General features: G+C 52.4%; 30 protein-coding genes. All 30 read left to right on the top strand.

Annotated elements, in window-relative coordinates:
* The first annotated feature begins 4 nt into the window (after positions 1-4).
* Positions 5-1,327, top strand: a complete 1,323-nt coding sequence (gene der / locus ACFVSO_RS12295; protein WP_387473752.1) for a ribosome biogenesis GTPase Der — start codon at positions 5-7, stop codon at positions 1,325-1,327.
* 12 nt (positions 1,328-1,339) lie between these two features.
* Positions 1,340-1,939 (top strand): glycerol-3-phosphate 1-O-acyltransferase PlsY, encoded by a 600-nt coding sequence (gene plsY, locus ACFVSO_RS12290; RefSeq protein WP_387473749.1) that lies wholly within the window; start codon positions 1,340-1,342, stop codon positions 1,937-1,939.
* A 6-nt stretch (positions 1,940-1,945) separates the two neighbouring features.
* Positions 1,946-2,980, top strand: a complete 1,035-nt coding sequence (locus ACFVSO_RS12285) for an NAD(P)H-dependent glycerol-3-phosphate dehydrogenase (RefSeq protein ID WP_387473746.1) — start codon at positions 1,946-1,948, stop codon at positions 2,978-2,980.
* A gap of 75 nt (positions 2,981-3,055) precedes the next feature.
* Positions 3,056-3,331: a stage VI sporulation protein F gene (locus tag ACFVSO_RS12280; protein WP_387473743.1), complete on the top strand. Its 276-nt coding sequence runs from the start codon at positions 3,056-3,058 to the stop codon at positions 3,329-3,331.
* Positions 3,332-3,469: 138 nt separating this feature from the next.
* Positions 3,470-3,649 (top strand): DUF2768 family protein, encoded by a 180-nt coding sequence (locus ACFVSO_RS12275; RefSeq protein WP_387473740.1) that lies wholly within the window; start codon positions 3,470-3,472, stop codon positions 3,647-3,649.
* Positions 3,650-3,699: 50 nt separating this feature from the next.
* A complete protein-coding gene (locus ACFVSO_RS12270) occupies positions 3,700-3,996 on the top strand; it encodes a 2Fe-2S iron-sulfur cluster-binding protein (protein ID WP_387473738.1) in 297 nt (98 codons plus the stop codon).
* Between the two features lie 24 nt (positions 3,997-4,020).
* Positions 4,021-4,641, top strand: a complete 621-nt coding sequence (locus ACFVSO_RS12265; protein WP_387473735.1) for a nucleotidyltransferase family protein — start codon at positions 4,021-4,023, stop codon at positions 4,639-4,641.
* Positions 4,626-4,973 (top strand): 2Fe-2S iron-sulfur cluster-binding protein, encoded by a 348-nt coding sequence (locus ACFVSO_RS12260; protein ID WP_387473732.1) that lies wholly within the window; start codon positions 4,626-4,628, stop codon positions 4,971-4,973. The genes ACFVSO_RS12265 and ACFVSO_RS12260 overlap by 16 nt, the downstream gene beginning before the upstream one ends.
* Positions 4,974-4,995: 22 nt before the next feature.
* Positions 4,996-5,742, top strand: coding sequence for a DUF3939 domain-containing protein (locus tag ACFVSO_RS12255; RefSeq protein WP_387473730.1), 747 nt, complete (start codon positions 4,996-4,998; stop codon positions 5,740-5,742).
* A 279-nt stretch (positions 5,743-6,021) separates the two neighbouring features.
* Positions 6,022-7,500 (top strand): stage IV sporulation protein A, encoded by a 1,479-nt coding sequence (spoIVA, locus tag ACFVSO_RS12250; RefSeq protein WP_119799545.1) that lies wholly within the window; start codon positions 6,022-6,024, stop codon positions 7,498-7,500.
* A 436-nt stretch (positions 7,501-7,936) separates the two neighbouring features.
* Positions 7,937-8,212: an HU family DNA-binding protein gene (locus tag ACFVSO_RS12245; RefSeq protein WP_116044761.1), complete on the top strand. Its 276-nt coding sequence runs from the start codon at positions 7,937-7,939 to the stop codon at positions 8,210-8,212.
* Positions 8,213-8,354: 142 nt separating this feature from the next.
* Positions 8,355-8,576 carry a trp RNA-binding attenuation protein MtrB gene (gene mtrB, locus ACFVSO_RS12240; protein ID WP_387473726.1) on the top strand — a complete coding sequence of 74 codons (222 nt, stop codon included), beginning with the start codon at positions 8,355-8,357 and terminating at the stop codon, positions 8,574-8,576.
* 161 nt (positions 8,577-8,737) lie between these two features.
* Positions 8,738-9,349, top strand: coding sequence for a hypothetical protein (locus tag ACFVSO_RS12235; protein ID WP_387473723.1), 612 nt, complete (start codon positions 8,738-8,740; stop codon positions 9,347-9,349).
* 103 nt (positions 9,350-9,452) lie between these two features.
* Positions 9,453-10,322: a heptaprenyl diphosphate synthase component 1 gene (locus ACFVSO_RS12230; protein ID WP_387473721.1), complete on the top strand. Its 870-nt coding sequence runs from the start codon at positions 9,453-9,455 to the stop codon at positions 10,320-10,322.
* A 5-nt stretch (positions 10,323-10,327) separates the two neighbouring features.
* Complete coding sequence (locus ACFVSO_RS12225; RefSeq protein WP_387473718.1) at positions 10,328-11,050, top strand: demethylmenaquinone methyltransferase; 723 nt, start codon at positions 10,328-10,330, stop codon at positions 11,048-11,050.
* Positions 11,047-11,922, top strand: coding sequence for a UbiA-like polyprenyltransferase (locus tag ACFVSO_RS12220; protein WP_387473716.1), 876 nt, complete (start codon positions 11,047-11,049; stop codon positions 11,920-11,922). The genes ACFVSO_RS12225 and ACFVSO_RS12220 overlap by 4 nt, the downstream gene beginning before the upstream one ends.
* Positions 11,916-12,590 carry a UbiX family flavin prenyltransferase gene (locus tag ACFVSO_RS12215; protein ID WP_387473714.1) on the top strand — a complete coding sequence of 225 codons (675 nt, stop codon included), beginning with the start codon at positions 11,916-11,918 and terminating at the stop codon, positions 12,588-12,590. The genes ACFVSO_RS12220 and ACFVSO_RS12215 overlap by 7 nt, the downstream gene beginning before the upstream one ends.
* The gene (locus ACFVSO_RS12210) at positions 12,553-13,413 is read left to right on the top strand and encodes a menaquinone biosynthetic enzyme MqnA/MqnD family protein (protein ID WP_387473712.1); all 861 of its coding nucleotides are present in this window, start codon (positions 12,553-12,555) and stop codon (positions 13,411-13,413) included. The genes ACFVSO_RS12215 and ACFVSO_RS12210 overlap by 38 nt, the downstream gene beginning before the upstream one ends.
* Positions 13,410-14,384: a polyprenyl synthetase family protein gene (locus tag ACFVSO_RS12205; RefSeq protein ID WP_387473710.1), complete on the top strand. Its 975-nt coding sequence runs from the start codon at positions 13,410-13,412 to the stop codon at positions 14,382-14,384. The genes ACFVSO_RS12210 and ACFVSO_RS12205 overlap by 4 nt, the downstream gene beginning before the upstream one ends.
* Before the next feature lie 37 nt (positions 14,385-14,421).
* Positions 14,422-14,865 (top strand): nucleoside-diphosphate kinase, encoded by a 444-nt coding sequence (gene ndk, locus ACFVSO_RS12200; protein WP_387473707.1) that lies wholly within the window; start codon positions 14,422-14,424, stop codon positions 14,863-14,865.
* Positions 14,866-14,894: 29 nt separating this feature from the next.
* Positions 14,895-15,674 (top strand): CheR family methyltransferase, encoded by a 780-nt coding sequence (locus ACFVSO_RS12195; protein ID WP_387473705.1) that lies wholly within the window; start codon positions 14,895-14,897, stop codon positions 15,672-15,674.
* Between the two features lie 68 nt (positions 15,675-15,742).
* Positions 15,743-15,913, top strand: coding sequence for a hypothetical protein (locus tag ACFVSO_RS12190; RefSeq protein WP_387473703.1), 171 nt, complete (start codon positions 15,743-15,745; stop codon positions 15,911-15,913).
* Positions 15,914-16,213: 300 nt separating this feature from the next.
* Complete coding sequence (aroB, locus tag ACFVSO_RS12185) at positions 16,214-17,317, top strand: 3-dehydroquinate synthase (protein ID WP_387473700.1); 1,104 nt, start codon at positions 16,214-16,216, stop codon at positions 17,315-17,317.
* Positions 17,314-17,685, top strand: coding sequence for a chorismate mutase (gene aroH, locus ACFVSO_RS12180; RefSeq protein ID WP_387473697.1), 372 nt, complete (start codon positions 17,314-17,316; stop codon positions 17,683-17,685). Before aroB ends, aroH begins: the two co-directional genes overlap by 4 nt.
* Before the next feature lie 324 nt (positions 17,686-18,009).
* Positions 18,010-19,578, top strand: coding sequence for an anthranilate synthase component I (gene trpE, locus ACFVSO_RS12175; RefSeq protein ID WP_387473695.1), 1,569 nt, complete (start codon positions 18,010-18,012; stop codon positions 19,576-19,578).
* A gap of 2 nt (positions 19,579-19,580) precedes the next feature.
* The gene (gene trpD / locus ACFVSO_RS12170; protein WP_387473692.1) at positions 19,581-20,624 is read left to right on the top strand and encodes an anthranilate phosphoribosyltransferase; all 1,044 of its coding nucleotides are present in this window, start codon (positions 19,581-19,583) and stop codon (positions 20,622-20,624) included.
* Positions 20,614-21,411 (top strand): indole-3-glycerol phosphate synthase TrpC, encoded by a 798-nt coding sequence (gene trpC, locus ACFVSO_RS12165; protein ID WP_387473689.1) that lies wholly within the window; start codon positions 20,614-20,616, stop codon positions 21,409-21,411. Before trpD ends, trpC begins: the two co-directional genes overlap by 11 nt.
* Positions 21,408-22,091 (top strand): phosphoribosylanthranilate isomerase, encoded by a 684-nt coding sequence (locus ACFVSO_RS12160; RefSeq protein WP_387473687.1) that lies wholly within the window; start codon positions 21,408-21,410, stop codon positions 22,089-22,091. The genes trpC and ACFVSO_RS12160 overlap by 4 nt, the downstream gene beginning before the upstream one ends.
* On the top strand, positions 22,088-23,281 hold the full coding sequence (gene trpB, locus ACFVSO_RS12155) for a tryptophan synthase subunit beta (protein WP_119799561.1): 1,194 nt from the start codon (positions 22,088-22,090) through the stop codon (positions 23,279-23,281). Before ACFVSO_RS12160 ends, trpB begins: the two co-directional genes overlap by 4 nt.
* Complete coding sequence (gene trpA, locus ACFVSO_RS12150) at positions 23,281-24,087, top strand: tryptophan synthase subunit alpha (RefSeq protein WP_387473683.1); 807 nt, start codon at positions 23,281-23,283, stop codon at positions 24,085-24,087. Before trpB ends, trpA begins: the two co-directional genes overlap by 1 nt.
* The last annotated feature ends 88 nt before the right edge of the window (positions 24,088-24,175 follow it).

Below are 24,175 nucleotides of genomic sequence, written 5' to 3'. Positions count from 1 at the left end.
AATTATGGCAAGACCCGTAATCGCCATAGTCGGCCGTCCAAATGTGGGTAAATCCACTATATTCAATCGAGTGATTGGCGACCGACTGGCTATCGTTGAGGATAAACCGGGTGTAACCCGCGACCGTCTGTATGGCACAGGCGAATGGAACGGCAAGCCGTTCAGCATTATCGATACCGGTGGGATCGAGATTGACGGCGAAGATGAAATTATGAAGTCGGTACGGATGCAAGCCGAGCTTGCCGTCGAAGAAGCCGATGTCATTATTTTTATGGTGGACGCAAAAATCGGATTGACGCATGCGGATGATGAAGTCGCGCAGATGCTGTTCCGTTCGCGCAAGCCGGTCGTTGTGGCTGTGAACAAAGTGGACAATGAGAACCGGATGGATGAAGTGTATGAATTTTACGGCCTTGGCTTCGGTCAGCCGATCCCGATCTCAGGTTCTCATGGACTTGGCATAGGAGATTTGCTGGACGCAGCAACGGATCTGCTTCCGGAGCTTGAAGATGACGGTTATGACGAAGACGTTATTCGCGTTGCGCTAATTGGCCGACCGAACGTCGGCAAGTCATCACTGGTTAACGCGCTGCTAGGTGAAGACCGCGTTATTGTGAGCAATGTGGCGGGTACGACGCGCGATGCGATCGATACGCCGTTCGAGCATGATGGAAAACGCTATGTGCTGATCGATACGGCAGGCATGCGCAAACGGGGCAAAGTTTACGAGTCCACCGAGAAATACAGCGTCATGCGTGCCATGAAGGCTATTGAGCGCGCGGATGTCGTGCTTGTGCTCATTAACGGCGAAGAAGGCATTATCGAGCAGGATAAGCATATTGCCGGCTACGCCCATGAAGCGGGGAAAGCTTCGGTCTTTGTTGTGAACAAATGGGATGTTGTGGAGAAAGACGAGAAAACGATGCAGCAATTTACGCAAAGTATTCGTGATCATTTCTTGTTTATGACCTATGCGCCTGTAACGTTTTTATCCGCTCTAACCAAATCACGTTTGCATAAGCTGCTGCCTGTAGTTAATCATGTATCGGAGCAGCACGCGATGCGTATCCAGACGCATCTCTTGAACGATGTCGTATCCGATGCGGTGGCTATCAATCCGCCTCCTTCGGACAAGGGCAAGCGCCTGCGCATTAACTACGTTACGCAGGTGGCAACCAAGCCTCCGACGATTGTTTGCTTCGTGAACGATCCGGATCTGATGCATTTCTCGTATGAGCGTTATCTGGAAAATAAAATTCGCGCTGCTTTCGACTTCGAAGGTACGCCACTTCGCATTTTCACGCGGCGCAAATCCGACGAGGACTAGGGGAGAAGCAGCTTGTTACTTAATATTGTCGCGATACTTGTCAGTTATTTGATCGGAGCGGTATCATTCAGCATCGTTATTGCAAAATGGGTCAAAGGCATCGATATCCGCCATCATGGAAGCGGCAATGCGGGAGCGACCAATACTCTTCGCGTGCTTGGGAAAGGCCCGGCGATTGCAGTGTTCGTACTGGATATTGCCAAGGGCATCTTCGCTGTCTATCTAGGTCATGCGCTTAGCGACAATGAATGGCTTCCTGTGCTATGCGGCTTGGCAGCCATTGCGGGTCACAATTGGCCTGTATGGTTCAAGTTCAAGGGCGGCAAGGGGATCTCGACGATGGTTGGCGTAGTAGCTACGCTTTCTTTCCTGCCCGCGCTATACGCAGGTCTGATTGCGATTCTCCTGATTGTATTGACAAGGTATGTATCGCTTGGATCACTTGTATTTGCGGCTTTAATGCCCGTAAGCATTGCCTTGCTTAACTATTCGCTTCCGCTGCTGTGCGGCACGCTTGTTCTAGCGGTATTTGCATTCGTCAGACATCGCTCCAATATTGTCAAGCTGCTGCAGGGGACGGAGAACAAGCTGGGCGTTAAGAAAGGAGCGTAAGCGTGTATGAGTAGGAATGAGACATCCGGGGTTCGCCGCGCTGCTGTGCTGGTAGCAGGCAGCTGGGGTACCGCGCTTGCGTCCGTACTGGCGGTCAACGGATTCCGGGTCTCCTTATGGACCCGGAACGAGGAGCAAGCGATTGAAATCAATACGAAACATCAGAACAGCAAATATCTCCAGGATAATGACCTTCCGCATAATATCATAGCGACCACTGATCTGGCCGAAGCGTTGTCTGGAGCGGAGCTGGCTCTATTCGTTGCTCCGTCGGCAGCCATGCGGCAGGTAGCGAAGGCAGCGGCTCCGCATCTGGAGCCGAGCACATTATGTGTGCATGCGACAAAAGGCTTCGAAGAGCATACGCTGAAACGAATGTCTACGGTACTGGCGGAGGAATTAGGCCGACCGTCATCGGAGATCGTTGTATTGTCCGGCCCTAGCCATGCGGAAGAAGTCATTCGCAAGCAGCCGACTACCGTCGTTGTTGCGTCTGAGTCGCTGGCAGCTGCCGATCAAGCCCAGGACGCGCTTATTAACGGTACATTCCGTGTCTATACGAACAATGATGTCGTAGGCGTGGAGGTTGCCGGTGCGATCAAAAACATTATCGCTCTGGGGGCTGGCCTCAGCGATGGCCTCGGTTTTGGCGACAATGCGAAGGCTGCGCTGCTCACCCGCGGCTTGGCTGAGATTGGCCGGCTTGGAGCAGTGATGGGCGCGAATCCAATGACCTTCGCCGGCCTCGCAGGCGTTGGCGATCTTGTCGCGACGGGAACGAGCAAGCATAGCCGCAACTGGCGTGCGGGGTTTATGCTCGCAGACGGTACGCCGCTGGAGATCGTGCTGGAGAAGATGGTCATGGTGGTGGAAGGCGTACGCACGACACGTGCCGCTCACCAGTTGTCCAAGCAATTTGAAGTGGAGATGCCGATTACAACCCAGCTGTATGCCGTTCTCTTCGAAGGCAAGTCGCCTAAGGAAGCGGTTGAGAGCTTGATGGGCAGGCTGAAGACGCATGAGATTGAGCCAATAGGCTGACCCATAGCGCCTACACCAATAACCCGCCCTCCTCATATGATGCTAGAAGCTGATATTTGAGGAGGGTGAAATAGGTTGTCTAAAGGAATTCCCAAAGACGTGCTAAGCGCAATCAACAAAAAAACCGGCAAAACCATAACCGAAAACGCAGTCAAAAAACTTGCCAGCGGTGTGGATGCCGGAACCCTGCAAAATGAAGCGGAACTGCGTAAGCTGATTAAGCAGGTAGCGGATATGGCCAAAATGAAAGTGCCGGATTCTACCGTGAGCGATATTGTAAAAGCGATCAAGTCAAGCGGAGTAAGTCCGTCGAACTTGGAGGCGCTGGTCAAGATGATGGCGAAGAGATAACGGCATCGGACAAAAGTGGGCGATACGCCCGGGAGCTTCCCGGGCGCGAATCGCGAATACGCTTTTGTCCTTTTTTTTGCCTAATGCTATAATAGCCTGAGAACTTATAACGATACAGATGAGGAGACCGGAACCTGAATGGATGCAATGACGAAAATGTGGGTTTCTTTTCTCGGCATTGGACTAATGGCGATTGCAGCTTTTTTGATTACCTTTGCCCGAGTGAAGACAAAAGGCATACTTAAATTCGTATTATCTTTTGTTGCTTTCGTACTATTAATCTTCGGCTTTATTTATGGATTTTTCTCCATCCTGTAACAGAAGGCAGTACATACCTGATATGAAGATTAAAGGAGTTATATACGAACATGATTGAACTAAAGGGCAGAACGATCACCGCAACGGTGGAATCGGAATCAGGTCTGACCATACTGGACCATGCGATCAAACATAAAGTAGACTGGAGCTTCTCATGCACGCGCGGGACATGCGCGCGCTGCCGCTGCCTGGTATCCGAGGGCGGAGAGTTTCTGGAAGAGGTAACAGACGAGGAATGGGATCGACTGGAACCGGAGGAGTTCGACGAAGGCTACCGCCTGGGCTGTCAGGCTGTGGTCAAGGAAGGCGCCGGCCGTATTGTAGCTGCTAACAAGACATATTTCTAACATAAAAGGAGTGCCGGCATGATCATGGAAACAACAAGCGTGCATGAAGCGCTATCTACGATTGTACGCTTGGCCGGCAACACATCGTGGGTGCTCGGCGGGAGCGCAGCCTTGCTGCTTAGAGGACTTCAGCTGGGTGCTCCGCCGCGAGACATTGATTTGTATTGTGATGACGATGCTGCCAGCGCCATTCATGATGCGCTTAGCGGCTATGCAATCGATAAGCCCTCATTCAGCGAGACGGATATTTATCGTTCAACGCTTAGCCATTATCGGATCGGGTCGATTCAGGTGGAATTGGTCGGTGGTTTCACCGTCCATGCACTGGGCTGTTGTTATCAGATAAACGTAAAAGAAGTGCTGCTACCGTATAGCGAGGCGATGGAGCTTCATGAACATATGGATGGAAAGCTGGACTATGTCCGAGTGGTGCCTTTAGCCCATGAGTTATGGTTCAATACGCTTCGGCAGCGGGAAGACCGTGTGCGCGTCATTGCGGAGGAGATGCGGAAGCAGCCTCTTGCTCATCGGCTTGCGCTCGAAGCCATCGAGGCCGGCAATGATTTTGCGGAGGATGTCGTCATCGATGTTCATGAACGGATAACGGGATCGCAGAAAGGAGAGCGGCCGTGGATGCGGAAGTGATTTTTTGGCCGGGCGGACGGGCGGTCAAGGTCAAACGAGGCACGTCTGTGCTGGACGCGTCGAGGCGAGCCGGCGTATCGATCGCGACACGCTGCGGAGGCAAAGCCGCATGTTTTATGTGCAAGGTTATCGTGCTGCCTGGAAGCGAGCTGCTTCCCATGGGAGACGAGGAACGGCGCAAGCTAGCCGGCTTGGAGGAGAAGAATATCCGGCTCTCTTGCCAGACTCGCGTGTCGGGCAAAGTAGAAGTGGAGCTTCCGCCAGACCCGCTGCGCGCGGCAGTCGCCAAAGCGCTGGCGCGCCAGAAGGAAGAGAGCGACGAGCTCTGGTGACGGAAATGGAGGATAATAAGCAATGAAATCATCTGCTCTATTTGCAGCGGGCCGCAAATGGCGTACAAGCGCTATGATCGGTCTGCTTGCTATGATTACACTGTCGCTTACGGGATGTCTGTATCCGGAAGACGAGAAGCAGAATGTGCCGCCCAAAGAGGCGGTGCGTAACGTTCAAGCTGCGATCGACCAATATTTTGATGAGCAAGGACTTCTACCGATTGTGACAAGCTCGCAGGATGTTCCCGTATATGAGAAATATAAGATCGATTACAAGAAGCTTCAGGCAAAGGGATATCTAAGCTACATTCCGTCCGCTGCATTCGAGAACGGCGGCAATTATTATTTCATCATCATTAACGAGGAGACTGATCCTACCGTCAAGCTGATGGACATTGCGACGTTCCAGAAGCTGATCGACGTGCAGAGCTGGGTGAAGCAATATGCGGACAGCCGCGGCTCCCTGCCGAAGAAGGAAGAGATGTACCCGGGCTTCTATACGATAGATTACGAGGGCATGGGCAAAAAAGCGCCTGATATTCGAAGCGGTTTTTCGGGTGTAGGCTTGCATACGATTTTGGACGACAAAGGGAACATCTATATCGATTACGGCATCGATCTCATGCAATATATTCAAAAGAACGGCGAATCCGCCGCGAACGGGATAGACGATCTGAGAGAGTTACTAGTGGACAGCTCTGACTTTGTCCCTGTGAAAGCACCGGTCTACAAGCTGGTCGGCGGCGAGCCGGTCGCTATATTGCCTTAACCGTATAATGGAACGAACCTCTTCCGCTGCAGCAGCGGAAGAGGTTTTTTTGTGCGCCGCGGCATAGAAAGAGTCCTTTCCTCATATATTTCAATCTTGGAAGGGAAGCAGGTTCATTCGGTAAATGAAAAAAGTTTTCGTAGAAGGAATCGTCATAATTGGACAGTCGGGACATAAGCTATTACTAGTCCAAAAAGTATGTACGAGTTGCGTCGCTGGCCTGCCCTTTTGTCCGGTGGATGGCGGCGAACCGGAAAATCAATTGGGAGGGGATATTCAGTGGAGAAAGTAGACATTTTCAAGGACATAGCCGAACGTACCGGCGGGGATATTTACCTCGGTGTAGTTGGGGCGGTCCGGACGGGCAAATCAACGTTCATTAAACGATTCATGGAGACGGTCGTACTTCCCAACATTGCGAATGAATCGGACCGGGTCAGAGCCGTGGACGAACTTCCTCAAAGCGCCGCAGGCAAAACCATTATGACAACAGAGCCCAAATTCGTGCCAAATCAAGCGGTTCAGCTTAAAGTGGCGGAAGGGCTTGAAGTGAATGTAAGATTGGTAGACTGCGTCGGCTATGCGGTAGAAGGAGCCAAGGGCTATGAGGATGAGAATGGCCCGCGTATGATTACGACACCTTGGTTCGACGAGCCGATTCCGTTCCAGGAAGCGGCCGAGATCGGGACGCGCAAAGTGATTCAGGAGCATTCTACGCTTGGCGTCGTCGTGACAACGGACGGTTCGATTGCAGAGATACCGAGAAGCTCGTACGTTGTGGCAGAGGAACGCGTTATTGAAGAGCTGAAGGAAGTAGGCAAGCCGTTTGTGCTTATTATCAACTCGACGCGTCCGAAGAGCGAGGAGACACAGCAGCTTAGAAGCGAGCTTCAGGCAAAATATGATATTCCAGTCATTGCGCTCAGCGTGGCGACGATGGGTGAAGAAGAAGGCACAGCCGTTCTGCGTGAAGTGCTGTACGAATTCCCCGTGCATGAGGTTAATGTCAATCTGCCGAGCTGGGTCATGGTACTGAATGATAATCACTGGCTGCGCACGAATTACGAGAACTCCGTGCGCGACACGGTGAAGGATATTCGCCGCCTCCGCGATGTAGAGCGGGTTGTGGCGCAATTCATGGACTACGACTTTATTGCAAGAGCCGGACTTAGCGGTATGAATATGGGTCAGGGCGTTGCGGAGATCGATCTGTACGCTCCCGACGAGCTGTATGACCGTATCTTGATGGAGGTTGTCGGCGTCGAGATTCGAGGGAAGGATCACCTTCTGCAGCTGATGCAGGACTTCTCTCATGCCAAGAGGGAATATGACCGATTCGCGGAGGCGCTTGAGATGGTCAAAACGACCGGTTACGGCATCGCAGCCCCGTCCCTTGCGGAGATGGCGCTCGACGAGCCGGAGCTCATTCGCCAGGGGTCTCGTTTCGGCGTAAGGCTGAAAGCGACTGCCCCGTCCATCCACATGATTCGGGTCGATGTGGAATCCGAATTTGCTCCGATCATCGGTACGGAGAAGCAGAGCGAGGAGCTGGTCCGCTACCTCATGCAGGACTTCGAGAACGACCCGATCAAGATTTGGGAATCGGATATCTTCGGCCGCTCGCTGCATTCGATCGTAAGAGAGGGCATCCAAGGCAAAATTGCCATGATGCCGGACAATGCGCGCTACAAGCTTCAAGAGACGCTGGGCCGCATTATCAACGAGGGCTCCGGCGGATTAATCGCCATTATTCTGTAACAAACCCTGACAACCGACAGGCTGCACCAAAGGTCGCCAAGACCTTCGGTGCAGCCTGTCTTGCCTTTTGGGACTATATGCTTAGCCCCTCCAGAAATCGGATAATGACAGACTTTTCAGCCAAAATGACCGTAAAATTAGAAAACGTTCCTTTTCCGCGTCAAATCAACGTTTTCACTTGAAAAAGCAATTCTGCTGTATTACTATAGGTTTGTTCGGTCAAAAGGTATATATTTGAAGTTTTCGGTTAATAAGAGGAATATGACTGTTCTAGCATGTGCACACGAAGCAAGTTTTTGTCTCACAAAACTAAGCCTATGCTTACCAAGTAAGTTTTGCTACGCATTGCTTACGAAGTAAGTTTTGCTTTACAAAACTAAGCATATGCTTACGAAGTAAGTTTTTGATTCTCAAAAACTTTTAAGGAGGTGAAATCATGAACAAAACTGACTTGATCGCGAAAGTAGCTGAATTGACGGACCTGTCCAAGAAGGATGCGACAAAAGCGGTTGATGCCGTTTTCGAGGCAATCTCCGACGCGCTGCAAAGCGGCGATAAAGTGCAGCTGGTAGGCTTCGGCAACTTCGAAGTGCGCGAGCGCCAAGCACGTAAAGGCCGCAATCCGCAAACAGGCGAAGAGATCGATATTGCTGCCAGCAAGATGCCGGCATTCAAACCAGGCAAATCTCTCAAGGACCTCGTATCCAATTAACGTATAGGCAAGAACAGGCGCTCGAACGATTCGTTTGAGCGTTTTTTTGTGGGATGTGAAATGACGCGGCATTGCACATTGGCGCGACTTCCACTATAATTCACATGGATAGCAAGGAATGTTGAATTGCGGAGGGATCACCATGGAGCCTACGGTTGGCGATTATATTGTAGTGAAGGCGAAGGATCAAGGCGTACAGGTCATCGGCCTGACGCGCGGCCAGGATACGCGGTTCCACCATACCGAAAAGCTGGACAAAAACGAAGTGCTGATTTGTCAGTTCACCGATCATACCTCGGCTATCAAAATCCGGGGAAAAGCCGTTGTTATGACGAAATACGGTACCGTGGAAACCGATCAATAAGATTGGAGCAAAGCAGGCGAAGCCTGCTTTTTTGTTTTTATCCTGCCCGGATCAGACAAGCCGAATATTCAATCTCCCATTCTCGTACAATGTATTATATGCCTGAAGTCTGTATGTGTCATGCCCGGAATGACCAGACTTGGAATAAGGACTATGTACTTATGAGAATGAATGGAGGTGCCGCATTGCGCACCGGAACTAGAATTGCAGCTGCATGTGCGGTTACGCTGGCCATTACGCTCGGAGCGGCATGGCTGCCCCAGGCTCTGATGAAGTCCAAGGGCGGAGGGGGCGACGTTGCCGTTTTCCGCGGGGCGCCGATCGAGCATTTGACCAATGCGAACATCGTCGATGCGTTCGTTGGCGTCGATCTTCGCGAGCGGCTGGGCCATGTGGAGTGGCGGAACGCCGTATTGACGCTGGAGTTGGTCGTACCGAGCGACAGCGGCAGACCGGAGCAGTGGTTCGATGACGTGGAACGATTGATCGGGGTTTCGTATAAGCAGCTCGATAATGTGAAGCGGCTGCTCATCCGTATTATGGAGAGTGACGGCAAAAAGAAACGGCTTCTGGCAGCGGTGGATGTCCGCGAGGGAGACGCCTGGCTGTTTGGCGAGCTGGGAGAGCTTCAAGACTCCGATCCGGTACATGATGAAGTATGGAGACAGCGTCTGAGGCTTAGCTTTACATCGGCGTGGATGGATCGATTCGGCAAACCGGAGGGCTATTCGGCACGCTCGGTTCGGCCTGGGACTTCGGATATAGCAAATTGATGAACATGTAAGGGGAGTCGTATGCTCTCATGTAAAGTTGTGCTATAATAGTTTAGATTATTGAGCGGAGACTTGCTGCTACATTTGTTCGGAGGCTTCTATAATGACTAGATACCGCATTCCTGAGATGACAAAACTTCATGCAAGGCACGATATGATTGATAGGCATACCGAGTTGCCTCCGCTGGCTGAGCCGAGAGCACGGATGCTATATGCGTTCCTTAGTCAACAGAGGTCAGTGAAGGAGCATAGCGAGCTCTACACGTTGGTTGTGACGCTTGTACAGCTTGGCATGGATACTCACGATTTGATCGATACGGAGACGACAAAGCGCTCCGAGGCGGATATGCGTTCCAGGCAATTGAAGGTATTGGCTGGGGATTTTTTCAGTGCGAGATTCTATCAGCTGCTTGCAGACGCGGGACAAATTGAGATGATTACGAAGATCAGCGGCGCCGTATGCGAAGTGAACCGGCTTAAGGTGAACCTGTATACACGAATGAGAAGTCTGCGCTTAACAGCTGAAGAATACTTCAAGCAGGCTGTGCAGCTTAGAAGCGAGCTGTTCCAGCACTTCTCCGGTATATTGGAGGGTGCTGTGGCTCGTATCTGGCCCGAATTGCTGCAGGACGTAAGCCGCTGCGAGGTTGTACTGGAAGAGCTGGAGCGCAGCGAGAGCATCGATAAGTTCGACAAAAGTTGGGCTTATTGGCATGTCCTGCAGGTCGGTACGGAAGAGGAACGCCATCGGCTCGCCTCCCAGACGCTGGAGAGCGGTGAGCTTCCTGCACTACTTCACAAATACGACATACGGGCATTGCTGACAGCTAAGCTGCGGCAAGCGGTCGAATCGCTGAGATCCGGGGCTGCGTTACTGGATTCGGACAAGTTGACAAGCGAGCTGTCCGCCATAGCGGATAGTATGGTCAGCAAGCTGTCCAGCGGTATGCCCGCGCTTAACGAGACGAGGTGAAGGAAATGGACAATACAAATTCTAAGAGCCATGTACATGGCTTATTCGAGACAATAGCGCCCAAATACGATTTGATGAATGATGTCATCAGCTTTCGCAGGCATAAGGCTTGGCGCAAGTATACGATGAACCGGATGGATGTGCAGCCTGGCCAATCGGCGCTGGATATATGCTGCGGCACTTGCGATTGGACCATTGATTTGGCCAAAGCTAGCGGTACAGGCCGTATTGTAGGGCTTGATTTTAGTCAGAACATGCTGGATATCGGCGAGAAGAAATTGAAGAAGCTGGGCTTGGATGACCATATCGAGCTCGTGCAAGGCAATGCCATGAGCCTGCCATTCGAAGATAATACCTTCGATTATGTTACGGTTGGCTTCGGCCTTCGGAACGTGCCGGACTATCTGCAAGTATTGAAGGAAATGAGACGCGTCGTAAAGCCAGGCGGACAAGTCGTCTGCCTGGAACTGTCGAAGCCGACATGGCAGCCATTCAAGAGCATTTATTATTTGTACTTCGAACGTATGATGCCATGGTTCGGCAAGCTTATTGCGGGTAGATTCAAGGAATACCAATGGCTTCCCGATTCGCTGAAGCTGTTCCCTGACTCCAAAGGTTTGACAGAGCTTTACCGCCAAGCGGATATGAAAGAAGTGGATGTGCGCCTCTTTTTCGGCGGCATCGCCGCTTTGCACATAGGCACGAAGGGAAGAGATGTTCAGCAATGATACGCAAACTTCGCATTATACTGGAAATGATTAAGTTTGAACACACTGTGTTCGCCTTGCCTTTCGCCTATATGGGGGCTTTGCTTGGCACGGTTGTGATGGAACAAAGGCTTCCGTCCTGGAGCGAAATCGGTTGGATTTCGCTTGCCATGTTCGGAGCACGCAGTGCAGCCATGAGCCTGAATCGCCTGATCGACAAAGCGATTGACTTGCGGAACCCGCGTACGAGGGACCGAGCTTTGCCTGCCGGCTTGCTGAAGTCGGCTGAAGTGCTTCTGTTCATCATCGTTTCGTTTGTCCTGCTGTTCTGGGCGGCGTCCAATCTGGCGCCAATTGCGATGAAGCTGATGCCGATTGCGGTATTTTTCCTTGTTATTTATTCCTACACCAAACGTTTTACCTGGCTGTGCCATATCGTGCTTGGCCTGACCATCGCGCTCTCTCCGCTTGGAGGATGGGTGGCTGTGACAGGACAGTTCGATTTCTCGGCATGGCTTCTCTATGGTACGGTCGCGCTGTGGATTGCGGGGTTCGATATCATTTATGCAACACAGGATTATGAATATGATCGTGACGCTGGCCTGCACTCCATTCCGGCGCGTTTTGGCATCTCCGGCGCTCTGTGGATCGCAAGGTCACTTCATATTGTGACAGCAATTGGCTTTGTCATTCTGTTCTGGATGACACAGCTCAGCTGGCTCTATCTGTTCGGTGCGCTGCTTTCCATCGCCTTGCTGTTCTATCAGCACTGGATGGTGAAGCCGCATGACTTATCCCGCGTGCCTACGGCGTTTTTTGGCATGAACGGGACGCTTAGCGTCGTATTGTTCATCTTCACCATTGCGGACTTGGTGGTGCTTAGACAATGGTAGGCAGAGAGCAGACACCAGTAAGGGAAACCCCCAGAAAAAGATGGGTAGTTGGCATTACGGGCGCAAGCGGTGCAATTTATGGCATTCGGCTGATTGAGGAACTGCTGGCCAAGGACTTCGAAGTGCATCTGGTTGTTACGGAAGCGGGATGGCGCGTATTGAAGGAAGAGCTTGGCTGGGAGACGGCACGCAGAGCGGAGACGCTCGACCGGGCATTCTCCAGGCAGGGTGGGCAAGGCAAGCTGGTCTTCCATCCCAATGCGAATATCGGCGCTTCGATTGCGAGCGGATCGTTCCGGGTGGAGGGCATGTTGATTATGCCATGCTCCATGGGAACGCTCTCATCGATTGCGCACGGCGCTTCCAACAACTTGATGGCGAGGGCTGCCGACGTTATGCTGAAGGAAGGACGCAAGCTGCTGCTTGTGCCGCGGGAGACGCCGCTGCATGCGATTCATCTGGAGAACATGCTTACGCTTGCCAGACTGGGCGTACGTATCGTTCCGGCGATGCCGGGCTTTTATTACAAGCCCCAATCCATGGATGAAATGATTAATTTCCTTGTGGGAAAAGTACTGGACAACGTAGATATTGATCATGATTTGTACAGAAGATGGGGAGATGAGCATAATGAGCAACTCGCATCGGATCACCATCGGGGAGATTGACTATGCCAACGCTTGGCCTCTGTTCAAGGGCTTCGAGCGTCAGGTAAAAGGTTTGGACTATGAGATGATTGCGCGTGTCCCCTCGGAGCTGAATCGCTTGCTCAGCGCAGGGGAATTGGACATTTCGGCCATTTCATCCTTTTCATACGGACAGTATTGCGACGATTACGTACTGATGCCAGGTCTGTCGGTCGGGTCCATTGGCCGTGTCCATTCGCTTCTGCTGTTTATGAAGGAACCTTTGGAGAAGCGCAAGCCGCGCAAGATTGCGGTTACGACGACCACCGCGACAACGATTAACCTGCTCAAGATCATCATGACCATGCGGTTTGGGATTGAGCCCGAATATGTTCGGGCCGAGCCTGATTTGAAAGCCATGCTGAAGGATTCCGATGCAGCGCTTCTGATCGGCGACCCGGCCATCACAGCTTCCTGGCATACAGAGGGGCTGCATGTGCTCGATCTGGGAGAGTTGTGGCATAACTGGACAGGTTTCGGCATGGCCTACGCTGTTGTGGCTGCGCGCAGATCAGCAGTTGAGAAGCATGGAAGCGAATTGCGAGCGATATACGAAGCGATGTTAGCCGTCAAAGCGCATAACCAGCACAACACCGGTCCGCTGATCGAGCGCGCATGCGCAACCATTGGCGGAGAGTCTTCTTACTGGGAGACTTACTTCCGTTCGTTGCAATATGATTTCGGCGATAAGCTGCAAGCCGGCTTGTCTCTTTATTTCCAATACGCGCGTGAACTCAACCTGCTGCAGCATGAGGCGCGGCTGACGTTTTATGAAGGACACTCTCCCCAAAAGGTGAAGGAATGAAACTATTAGAACTGTACGCAAAAATGAAGGGCGATTTGAATCAGATCGAACAAGCGCTGGAACGCAGCGTATCCGATGACCATGTCCTGCTTAGCGATACGTCGACACACTTGCTCAAAGCAGGCGGCAAGCGGATACGTCCTGTATTTGTGCTGCTGGCGGGCAAGTTCGGAGATTACAAGCTGGACGTCCTCAAGCAAGTGGCGGTACCGCTGGAGCTGATCCATATGGCTTCGCTAGTGCATGACGATGTCATCGATGATGCGGAGACAAGACGCGGTCAACTGACGGTCAAGTCCAAGTGGGATAACCGGATTGCCATGTACACAGGCGATTATATCCATGGGAAAGCGCTGACGATTGCCACACAGCTTCCCAATCCGCAGATCCACCAAATCTTGTCCAAAGCGCTTGTTCAAATGTGCATCGGCGAGATGGAGCAGATCAGGGACTTCTTCAATACGGAGCAGACGATCCGCAATTACTTGCTTAGAATTCGTAGAAAGACGGCGCTATTGATCGCGATCAGCTGCCAGCTTGGGGCTGTAGCAGCCAATGCGGACCGGGCAACAGCGAATCGGCTGTACCGTTATGGCTACAATGTGGGAATGGCCTTCCAGATACGCGATGATCTGCTTGACCTGTACGGCACCGAGAAGCAAATCGGCAAGCCGCCAGGCTCAGACATCCGTCAAGGCAATATTACGCTGCCGGTCATTCTTGCCTTGCGCGATCCGGGAGCCAGAGAGCCGCTTCTGCAGGAAATCCGCATGATACGCAAGCATGAAGGCTTTCCCGATACGAAACGGGCCATCTCTCTCATTCGCAACAGCGCAGGAGGAGAGCTCGCGGACGAGCTTGCTAACTGTTACATACAGAAAGCTTTGAAGGCATTAGAAGGATTACCCGATCATACGGCGAAAAAGAATCTTACCGATATTGCGCATTTCGTCGGGAAGAGAAACTATTAGATCATTTAATCTGGTGTTGGAAGGGATGGTTTGCAAGATGGAAAGAACGTTTCTGATGATAAAGCCTGATGGCGTTCAACGCGGATTAATCGGCGAAATCGTGTCGCGCTTCGAAAAAAAAGGGCTTCAGTTGTCGGCAGCCAAGTTCATGCAGATCACGCGCGAGCGCGCGGAAGTTCATTATGCGGAGCACAAAGGCAAGCCGTTCTATGAGCCGCTTCTGGAGTTCATTACATCCGGTCCCGTATTCGCCATGGTGTGGAGCGGTGACAATGTCATCGCGCTGTCGCGGGCGCTAATCGGCAAGACCGATGCGCTGGATGCTGCGCCAGGTACGATTCGTTCTGATTTTGCGGTACATACGAACTTTAATTTGATTCATGGCTCTGACTCTGCGGTCAATGCAGAGCGGGAGATCGGCATCTTCTTTGCACCCGAGGAGCTTGTGTCTTACGAGCATACGATTCAACGCTGGGTATAAGCCAGCCGCATAAGATGGAGGCTGCCGTTATGTCTGATGATCTGGACTTCTTACAATTTATTGACCGCATTAAGCGAAAGACTGATATTGATCTTTCGCAATACAAGGAAGCGCAGATGAAGCGCAGGCTGACGACGCTTCGCATGAAAAATGGTTTCTCCACCTTTCAAGCCTATTATGAGGCGATTGAAGGGAATCGCGCTTTGCTGAACGAGTTTTTGGACCGGATGACGATCAACGTGTCGGAGTTTTGGCGGAATCCGGGGAGATGGGATGTTCTTCGCGAACGGTTCCTGCCGGAGATGATGAGTGCTAATCCCCGGTTGAAAATATGGAGCGCAGCCTGCTCCACAGGTGAAGAGCCCTATACGTTGGCCATGATATTATCCGAGCTAGGGGCCGCTGGGAAGACTGCACTAGTCGCTACGGATCTGGACAACAACGTTCTGGAGAAGGCGAAGGAAGGGATCTATCTGGAGCGGTCGCTTCGAGATGTGCCGGCAGCCTTTCGCAGCCGTTACTTCAAGCCGGACCAAGGAGCTTATCGTATAGCGGACGAGCTGAAGAAAGCGGTACAGTTCAAACAGGGCAACCTGTTGCATGACCGGTTCGATTCCGGCTATGATCTGATTGTGTGCCGGAATGTCATGATTTATTTCACCGAAGAAGCCAAGCATGGCTTGTATCATAAGTTCTCCGAAGCGCTTAAGCCGGGAGGGATCCTGTTCGTCGGCAGTACAGAACAAATTTTCTCTCCTGCGCAATACGGCTTCGAGACAGCGGATACTTTCTTTTACAGACGCGTGTAGCGATGTATAGCGGTTTCCATGTTCTCCTATACTAATCATAGAATCGATTTGTGGAAGGAGAACTGGATATGGACAAGCGCCAAGTGATCGCCGCGTATCGCCGCGGGTTTCTTACGATACAGGAGTGCGCGCAAATCATCGGCGTGGACAGCAGGCAAGCGGCTAGAATTGCGGATGATACCAAATACATGAGCGAAAGCAATGGCTGCCATGAACAACCGGCTGCCAAGAGCCTGTAGATATGCCTGCCGAGAAGACCGGGCTGCCTTGATTCGATGGAATCGGGAGCCCGGTCTTTTGCTGTTTTGACGGGTATTGAGGCGGTCTAAGGGAACGGTGAGATTTCTTGTCAAACCCGCATGGCTGTACTATAATGAGCAAAGATGTTTCGGGATTATCACGACAGCAGGCGCATGAGAGTGCGGCTTTGCGCTTAAGGAGGGACTTTGGCTTGCGTCTAAGCTAATTGACTGCGTGCTAACCCTCTAGTCCGAACGGGTAAGAACAAATATTTTAAGCAATTGGGGCGATAGCAGACTATGCGTGAACTTATGGTAGACCTTGGTGAACGTTCTTATCCTATCTATATTGGGGAAGGCCTCTTGAACGAGGCGGATACTTATTTTTCCAAGCACGGCATTAGCAAAAAATCTCCGTTGCTTATTATTACCGATACGAATATCGCGCCGCTGCATCTGGCTCTGCTTGAAGAGAGGTTGAATGGGGGCGGATATCAAGCCGCAAGCGCGGTCGTTCCAGCGGGAGAAGGTTCCAAGTCGCTCGCTATGCTGGAACAGCTGATCGCAAGCGCCCTCGATGCCGGTCTTGACCGCAAATCAACGATCGTGGCACTTGGCGGCGGCGTTGTCGGCGATTTGGCCGGCTATGTAGCAGCTTCCTTTATGCGCGGTGTCAAATTCGTGCAAATCCCGACTACGATACTTGCGCATGACAGCAGTGTAGGAGGCAAGGTGGCGGTCAACCATCCAAAGGCCAAAAACATTATCGGCGCATTCCATCAGCCTGAATTTGTATTGTATGATTTGAATCTGCTGCAGTCGTTGCCGGCGCGCGAGGTGCGGTCCGGATTGTCCGAAGTGGTCAAGCATGGACTGATCTGGGATGCCTCCTTCGTCCAGTGGTGCGAGGAGCATGCGGATAAGCTGCTTGCGCTTGATGCAGACAGCCTTGGCTATGCGCTTCACAACGGCTGCAGCGTAAAGGCGTCAGTCGTTTCGCAGGATGAGAGAGAGAATGGGCTGAGGGCTATTCTGAACCTGGGACATACAATCGGACATGCGATTGAAGCGGTTGGAGGCTACAACGGACTTCAGCACGGTGAAGCGATAGCGATCGGTATGGTTGGTTCGGCTAAGCTTGGCGTCCGCTATGGAGCGCCTGAGGACGTGTACACAACGACCAAACGCGTGCTGGCCAAGTGCGAATTGCCAATTGCGCTTCCGCAGCATTACGATGTGGATGCAATCATGGAAGCGATGATGCATGACAAGAAGTTTGCGGAAGGTACAATGGTATTTATCGTACCGACGGCGATCGGCGAAGTCGAGATCAAGTCGGATGTGCCGATCGCCTGGGTAAGAGAGATCGTGGAGGAATTGAAACTGGAGGTTGAACAGCAATGAGTGTACGCGGAATACGTGGTGCGATAACCGTAGATGCGAATGACGGACAACAAATTGCCAGCGCGACGCTGGAGATGATGAAGGATCTCGTAACTCAGAATGAACTGGACCCTGCTGACATTTGCAGTGTCTTGATTACGGTGACGAATGATCTGAACGAGACGTTCCCCGCCCAGTCGATCAGACAGCTCGAAGGATGGGAGCTGGTGCCGCTGATGTGTGCGCTGGAGGTTCCGGTGAAGGGAAGCTTGGAGCGCTGTATCCGCGTTATGGTATTGGCCAATACAGAGAAGACGCAAGCGGATATCCGCCATGTCTATTTACGCGGCGCCCAGGCGCTTCGTCCGGATTTGTCAAAGTCAAAATAACGGGTTGACGCATCCGCTTCGGATGCTATATAGTTAATGCAATAGATGAGATGAGTCGAGTAGGTTTTTAGCTGAGTTGAGATGAGTAGAGCATTAGTGAGTTGCCGTAGGGCAAACCCCATAAGATCATGGTTGCTGGTCAAGTTGAGCATGGACCCGGTACATATTTTTGTATCCGCTGGCTGTTCTGCTTTACCGCATCGAAGTGATTGCAGGGAACCTATAGGGCACGCTATCATCGATACATTCTAAGCTCCTGCTGCGGCGGGAGCTTTTTTGATTATACGCTTCTCGCCGAAATTCCATTAATGGGGGTCGTTAAGGATGACGAATGAATTGAAACGCGTAATAGGGCTTGCTGGAAGCTATAATCTGATACCGATTGTACGTTATGTAATGGCGGATACGGAGACGCCGATCCGGTTGTTTCAGCATTTTGCCGAAGAAGACCATGCTTTCTTGCTGGAGAGCGTGGAGGGCGGCGCCAAATGGGCGAGATATTCTTTCATCGGAACGGACCCATTCATGAAGCTGTACGGCAAGCATGGCGAGCTGGTGCTGGAGCATAAAGGGGAGAAGACGATTCTGCATGAGAAGCCGATCGAGCTGCTCAAGGCGAAACTGCGGTCCTTCCGCAGCCCTTCCTCCAGCGAATTGCCGCCATTCACAGGAGGCGCAATCGGATTTTTCGGATACGATCTGCTTCAGTATTACGAGAATCTGCCGGCGCATCGCATTGACGATTTGCAAATGAACGATATGCAATTCATGTTCTGTGATCAGGTTATCGTATTTGATCATTTCAAGCAGCAGCTGCAAATAATCGGCAACGTTCATATCGAATCCGGTGCGACGGACGGCGAAATCGAGCAGGCCTACAACGAAGCGGTTGCTAAAATCGATGCAACGATTGACCGTTTGAAGCAGCCGGTTCCGAGCAGCGTGTCTCCCACGTCCCCCATTCCGAATGATCCGGAGCTTGGAGATGTGCAGTCGAATTTAACCAAGGATCAATTTATAGCAAATGTCGACAAGGCGAAGGAATACATCAGAGCCGGGGACATCTTCCAGGTTGTGCTATCACAGCGCTTCAGCATTGATACCGACATTGATCCGCTGCTCGTCTATCGCGTGCTTCGCACGATGAACCCTTCGCCATACATGTACTATTTGAAAATGGGCGAGGAAGTCATTGTAGGCACGTCGCCGGAAGCTTTGGTTAAAGTGGCGAACGATCGGGTCGAGACAAGACCTATTGCCGGCACAAGACCGAGAGGCGCGACACCGGAGCAGGATAAGGAGCTGGAGCTGGAGCTCCTGGCGGATGAGAAGGAGAGAGCGGAGCATCTTATGCTGGTCGATCTGGGCCGCAACGATATCGGCCGCGTATCGGAATTTGGTTCCGTCCGCTGTGATTCATTCATGGAAATTGAGCGGTACTCCCATGTGATGCATATCGTATCGAACGTATCAGGCAAGCTACGGCAGGACAAAGATTTCTTCGATGCTTTCATATCCTGCCTGCCGGCTGGAACGGTATCCGGCGCTCCGAAGCTGAGAGCGATGCAAATCATTGCGGAGCTGGAGAATGAGGCGCGCGGCGCATATGCCGGGGCGATCGGTTATCTGGGCTTCGGCGGATCGATGGATACCTGTATTACGATCCGGACCATTATCTTCAAGCACGGCAAGGCTTACGTTCAGAGCGGTGCAGGTATTGTGTGGGATTCTGTTCCGGAGAACGAATATATGGAGACGGTCAATAAAGCAAAAGGCATGCTAAAGGCGATCAGAGCGGCGGAAGCGAGCTTCCGGAAGCCGGAAGCCATGCAGGCGAGAAGCACGGCGATCAACACGGATTACGAAGTCCAGACGGGGAAGGGGCGCGGTTAACGATGAGCGGAATGATGACGATGCAAGCGGCGTTAAATAAGGTGATTGGCGGAGAGCATCTGACGAAGGAAGAAGCGGCGGCGGTGATGTCCGTCATAATGAGCGGAGAAGCGTCAGGCTCGCAGATCGGGGCTATCGCAACCGCGCTGCGCATGAAAGGCGAGAGCAAGGATGAAATTACAGGCTTTGCCCAGGTCATGCGTCAGTATGCCAGCCGAGTTCAGACAGAGCAAGAAGGGCTGCTGGATACATGCGGCACAGGCGGCTCCGGCATTCATAAGTTCAACATTTCCACAGCGTCTTCCATTATCGCATCCGCAGCAGGCATCCGCGTCGCCAAGCATGGCAATCGCGCCATGTCCGGCAAGACCGGCAGCGCTGACGTGCTGGAGGCGCTTGGCGTCCAGATTACGCTATCTCCTGAGCAGGCAGCAGCCTGCCTGAACGACATTGGCATCTGCTTTATGTTCGCGCAGCATTACCATCCGTCCTTGAAGCATTCGGCTGGCCCCCGCAAGGAACTCGGCATCCGCACCATATTTAATATGCTTGGCCCGCTGACGAATCCGGCAGGCGCCGATCGCCAGCTGCTTGGCCTGTATGACCGTTCGCGCACCGAGACAATAGCAGAGGTGCTGGGTGAGCTTGGGTTAAAGCGCGCGCTTGTCGTCAGCAGCCATGACGGGCTGGATGAGATCAGCATATCCGCTCCCACCCAAATCTCGGAGCTGAGAGAGGGAATCGTTACGACCTATCATATGGAGCCGGAGGACCTCGGCTTGACCCGGCATTCCATTGTTGATGTTCAAGGCGGAGAAGCGGCAGTCAATGCGGGACTTATTCGCTCCATCTTCCGTGGCGAAGAACGCGGCGCTTACCGGGATATCGTGCTCGCGAATGCGGGCGCATGCATCTATGTCGGCGGACTGACCGCCACGCACCGGGAGGGAGTCGCCTTGGCAGCAGAAGTCATTGATTCCGGGAAGGCGCAAGTCAAGCTGGAAGAGCTTATTCAAACGACAGGAGAGTTGGCACATGTTTCTTGATAAAATCGTTGCTACCAAACAAGCGGAAGTCGAGGCGTTGTCTGCAAGCTTCCACTTGTCCGAATACGAGGGCATCATCGACGAAATGCCGGCTTGCCGCGGCTTTGAATCGGCATTGCAGGAGAGTCGTCGCAAGCGCGCCATGGGCTTGATCGCAGAAGTGAAGAAGGCGTCCCCTTCCAAGGGACTAATCCGCGAGGATTTTGAGCCGGCAGCACTCGCTCGTGCCTATGAGTCCGCAGGCGCAGACTGCATCTCGGTGCTGACAGACCGTGACTACTTCCAAGGTTCGAATGATTATTTAAAGCTGGTCAAGCAATCGGTCGATATTCCTCTGCTTCGCAAAGACTTCATTATCGATTACCGGCAAATCTATGAGGCACGCATTATAGGGGCGGATGCAGTGCTGCTTATTGCAGCCATCTTGACGAAAGTCCAGTTGGAAGAGTTCCATGATTTGGCGAAGTCGCTTGGCATGGACGTGCTGGTCGAGGTTCATGACGCAGCAGAGCTCGAAACCGTGCTCGAGCTGGATAGGGCAACCTTAATCGGCATTAATAATCGCGATCTCAGATCCTTTGTCACCGATCTCGCCACGACAGAGAAGCTGATCGGCATGATCCCTCAGGATGTAACGATTATTAGTGAAAGCGGAATTGCTAGCCGCAGGGATATGGACTATTTGCAATCGGTCGGCTCGCATGGCGTGCTGATAGGCGAACACTTTATGCGTCAGCCGGATGTAAGCGATGCGGTGCGCGCGCTGATGGGCGAGATTCGTTCATGAATGTTCGTATCAAAATATGCGGCTTGCGGGATGAAGCGACCATTAAGGCCATGGACGGATTATCGCTAGACGAGATCGGCTTGGTATTCGCCCCCAGCAAACGCCAAGTGAGCAAAGAGGAAGCTGCTAAGCTAATTGAAGCGATTCATGGGATTCGCAATGACCGCAAAGCCCGTCCTCATGCGGTGGGCGTATTCGTGAATGAAAGCATGGAAGAATTGGCGAATATTCTGGCTGTTGCGCCTCTCGATGTTGTACAATTGCATGGACAAGAGTCACCGTCGTATTATTCCGAGCTGAGAGAGAGATTTCCGGGGACGGCCGTTTGGCGAGTAGTCTCTATCCGGCGGGAGGCAGATGCGACAGCGGACGGGCAGATGGTTGATCCGAATGAACGATTGGCCCCGTATGCAGGGTTGGTGGACGCCATTCTGATCGATGCGCCGGGAGGCGGCACCGGTAAGCCCTTTAATTGGGATGTCATCGAGGCATACAAACAATCGGCAGCTTCACTTGGTCTGCCCCTGTATGTGGCCGGCGGCTTGCATGAGGGCAATGTCCAGGAGCTGCTGTACAAGCATAGTCCGGACGGGATAGATCTATCGGGCGGTGTTGAGACCGATGGGCGCAAGGATATCGAGAAAATCAGATCATTTGTCAGAAGGGTGAGAGAAGCATGATACAAGTACCTGACGTAAATGGCAGATTCGGCAAGTTCGGCGGCCGATATGTGCCGGAGACGCTAATGAACGCACTCCTCGAACTGGAGGAGGCCTATGCGCATTATTCCAAGGACCCCGACTTTCAAGCGGAAGTACGGGAGCTGCTATATAAATATTCAGGCCGCCCGACTTCACTTTATTATGCAAAACGCTTAAGCGAGCATCTCGGCGGAGCGAAGGTATACCTGAAGCGTGAAGACCTCAATCATACCGGAGCGCATAAAATCAACAATACAATCGGCCAAGGAGTGCTTGCCAAGCGTATGGGCAAGACCAAAATTATCGCCGAGACGGGTGCAGGCCAGCATGGCGTTGCTTCGGCGACCATTGCCGCATTGCTGGGACTGGAATGCAAAGTATTCATGGGTGAAGAAGACATGAAGCGCCAGCAGTTGAACGTCTTCCGTATGAATCTGCTCGGCAGCGAGGTTGTTCCCGTCACTTCCGGCACACGCACACTCAAGGATGCCTGTAACGAGACGCTGCGGTATTGGGTCAGCCATGTCAACGATACGTTCTACATTTTGGGTTCAGTGACAGGTCCGCATCCTTATCCGATGATGGTCCGCGACTTCCAGCGAATTATCGGAGACGAGGCGCGCGAGCAGATCTTGAAGGAAGAAGGCAGATTGCCTGACTATGTAGTCGCTGCTGTCGGCGGAGGAAGCAATGCAATGGGCATTTTCTATCCGTTCGTCCAAGATGAAGGCGTACGCTTGCTCGGTGTTGAAGCCGCGGGCAGAGGCGTGGAGACGGAAGAGCATGCGGCTACGATGACGAAGGGCCGCCATGGCGTATTCCAGGGCTCGCTTAGCTACGTCCTGCAGGATCAATTCGGACAGGTGCAGCCGGCGCATTCGATCTCAGCGGGGCTGGACTATCCCGGCATCGGGCCTGAGCATGCTTATTTGAAGGATTCCGGACGAGCGGACTATGTGCCGATTACCGATGCCGAGGCATTGGAGGCGCTCCAGCTGTTGTCCCGTACGGAAGGCATTATCCCGGCGCTGGAGTCGGCACATGCCATTGCGCAGACGCTTAAGCTTGCGCCTACGCTTGATAAGGATCAGATCGTCGTCGTCAGCTTGTCCGGGCGCGGAGATAAAGACGTCGAAGCTATCATGGGCTATCTGGGAGGTCAAAGCTAATGAATCTCATTGATCAATCATTCGCCAAGCTGAAGGCGGAAGGGCGCACTGCGCTAATTCCGTTCCTGACGGTAGGCGATCCCGATCTTCCTACCACGCTAGCCATCATCAAGGAGTTAGAACAATCCGGCGCAGATATGATCGAGCTTGGCGTTCCATATTCCGATCCGCTGGCGGACGGTCCGGTGATCCAGCGCGCCTCAGAGCGGGCGCTTCGCAGCCAGATTACAATTCTGGACTGCATTGACTTAGCTGCGCAAGCTCGCGCGGAAGGAGTGAAGATCCCGCTGATTCTTTTCACTTATTATAACCCTGTTCTCCAATTCGGATTGGAGCCGTTCTTTGAGCTTGTGAAGAGCAAAGGCATTAGCGGACTTATTATCCCGGATTTGCCGATTGAGGAAGACGAGGAAGTACGAGCGCTATCGGAGGCGCATCAAATCCATCTTATCCCATTGGTCGCGCCAACCTCCAATGACAGAGTGGCACGTATCTCCCGCAAGGCTCGCGGCTTCGTATACTGTGTATCCTCATTAGGTGTTACCGGCGTTCGCTCGGACTTCCATACCGGAATCGATGACTTCCTGGCGACCGTAAGAGCCTCGACCGACTTGCCGATCGGAATCGGCTTCGGCATCTCCAGCCGTGAGCAAGTGGAGCGGTTCGAGCGGCAATGCGATGCGGTTATCGTCGGCAGTGCCATCGTGAGAAAGATTGAAGAGGCGCTCCCTCTGCTGGAGAAGGAAGAGACAAGAGCGCAAGGGCTTGCCGAAGTGGGTAAGTTCGTATCCTCGCTTAAAGGATAACCCTGTTTCCTCAAACCCGCCCTTGAGCCTCATGAATGGCTCAAGGGGCGGGTTTTTCGTTTTTTCGAAAAAGCTTTAAAACAACATA

This window comes from Paenibacillus sp. NPDC057967 (assembly GCF_042887015.1).
Classification (GTDB): domain Bacteria; phylum Bacillota; class Bacilli; order Paenibacillales; family Paenibacillaceae; genus Pristimantibacillus.
Note: the sequence above shows the minus strand (reverse complement) of the source record. Positions and strands in the feature narration are given on the sequence as shown.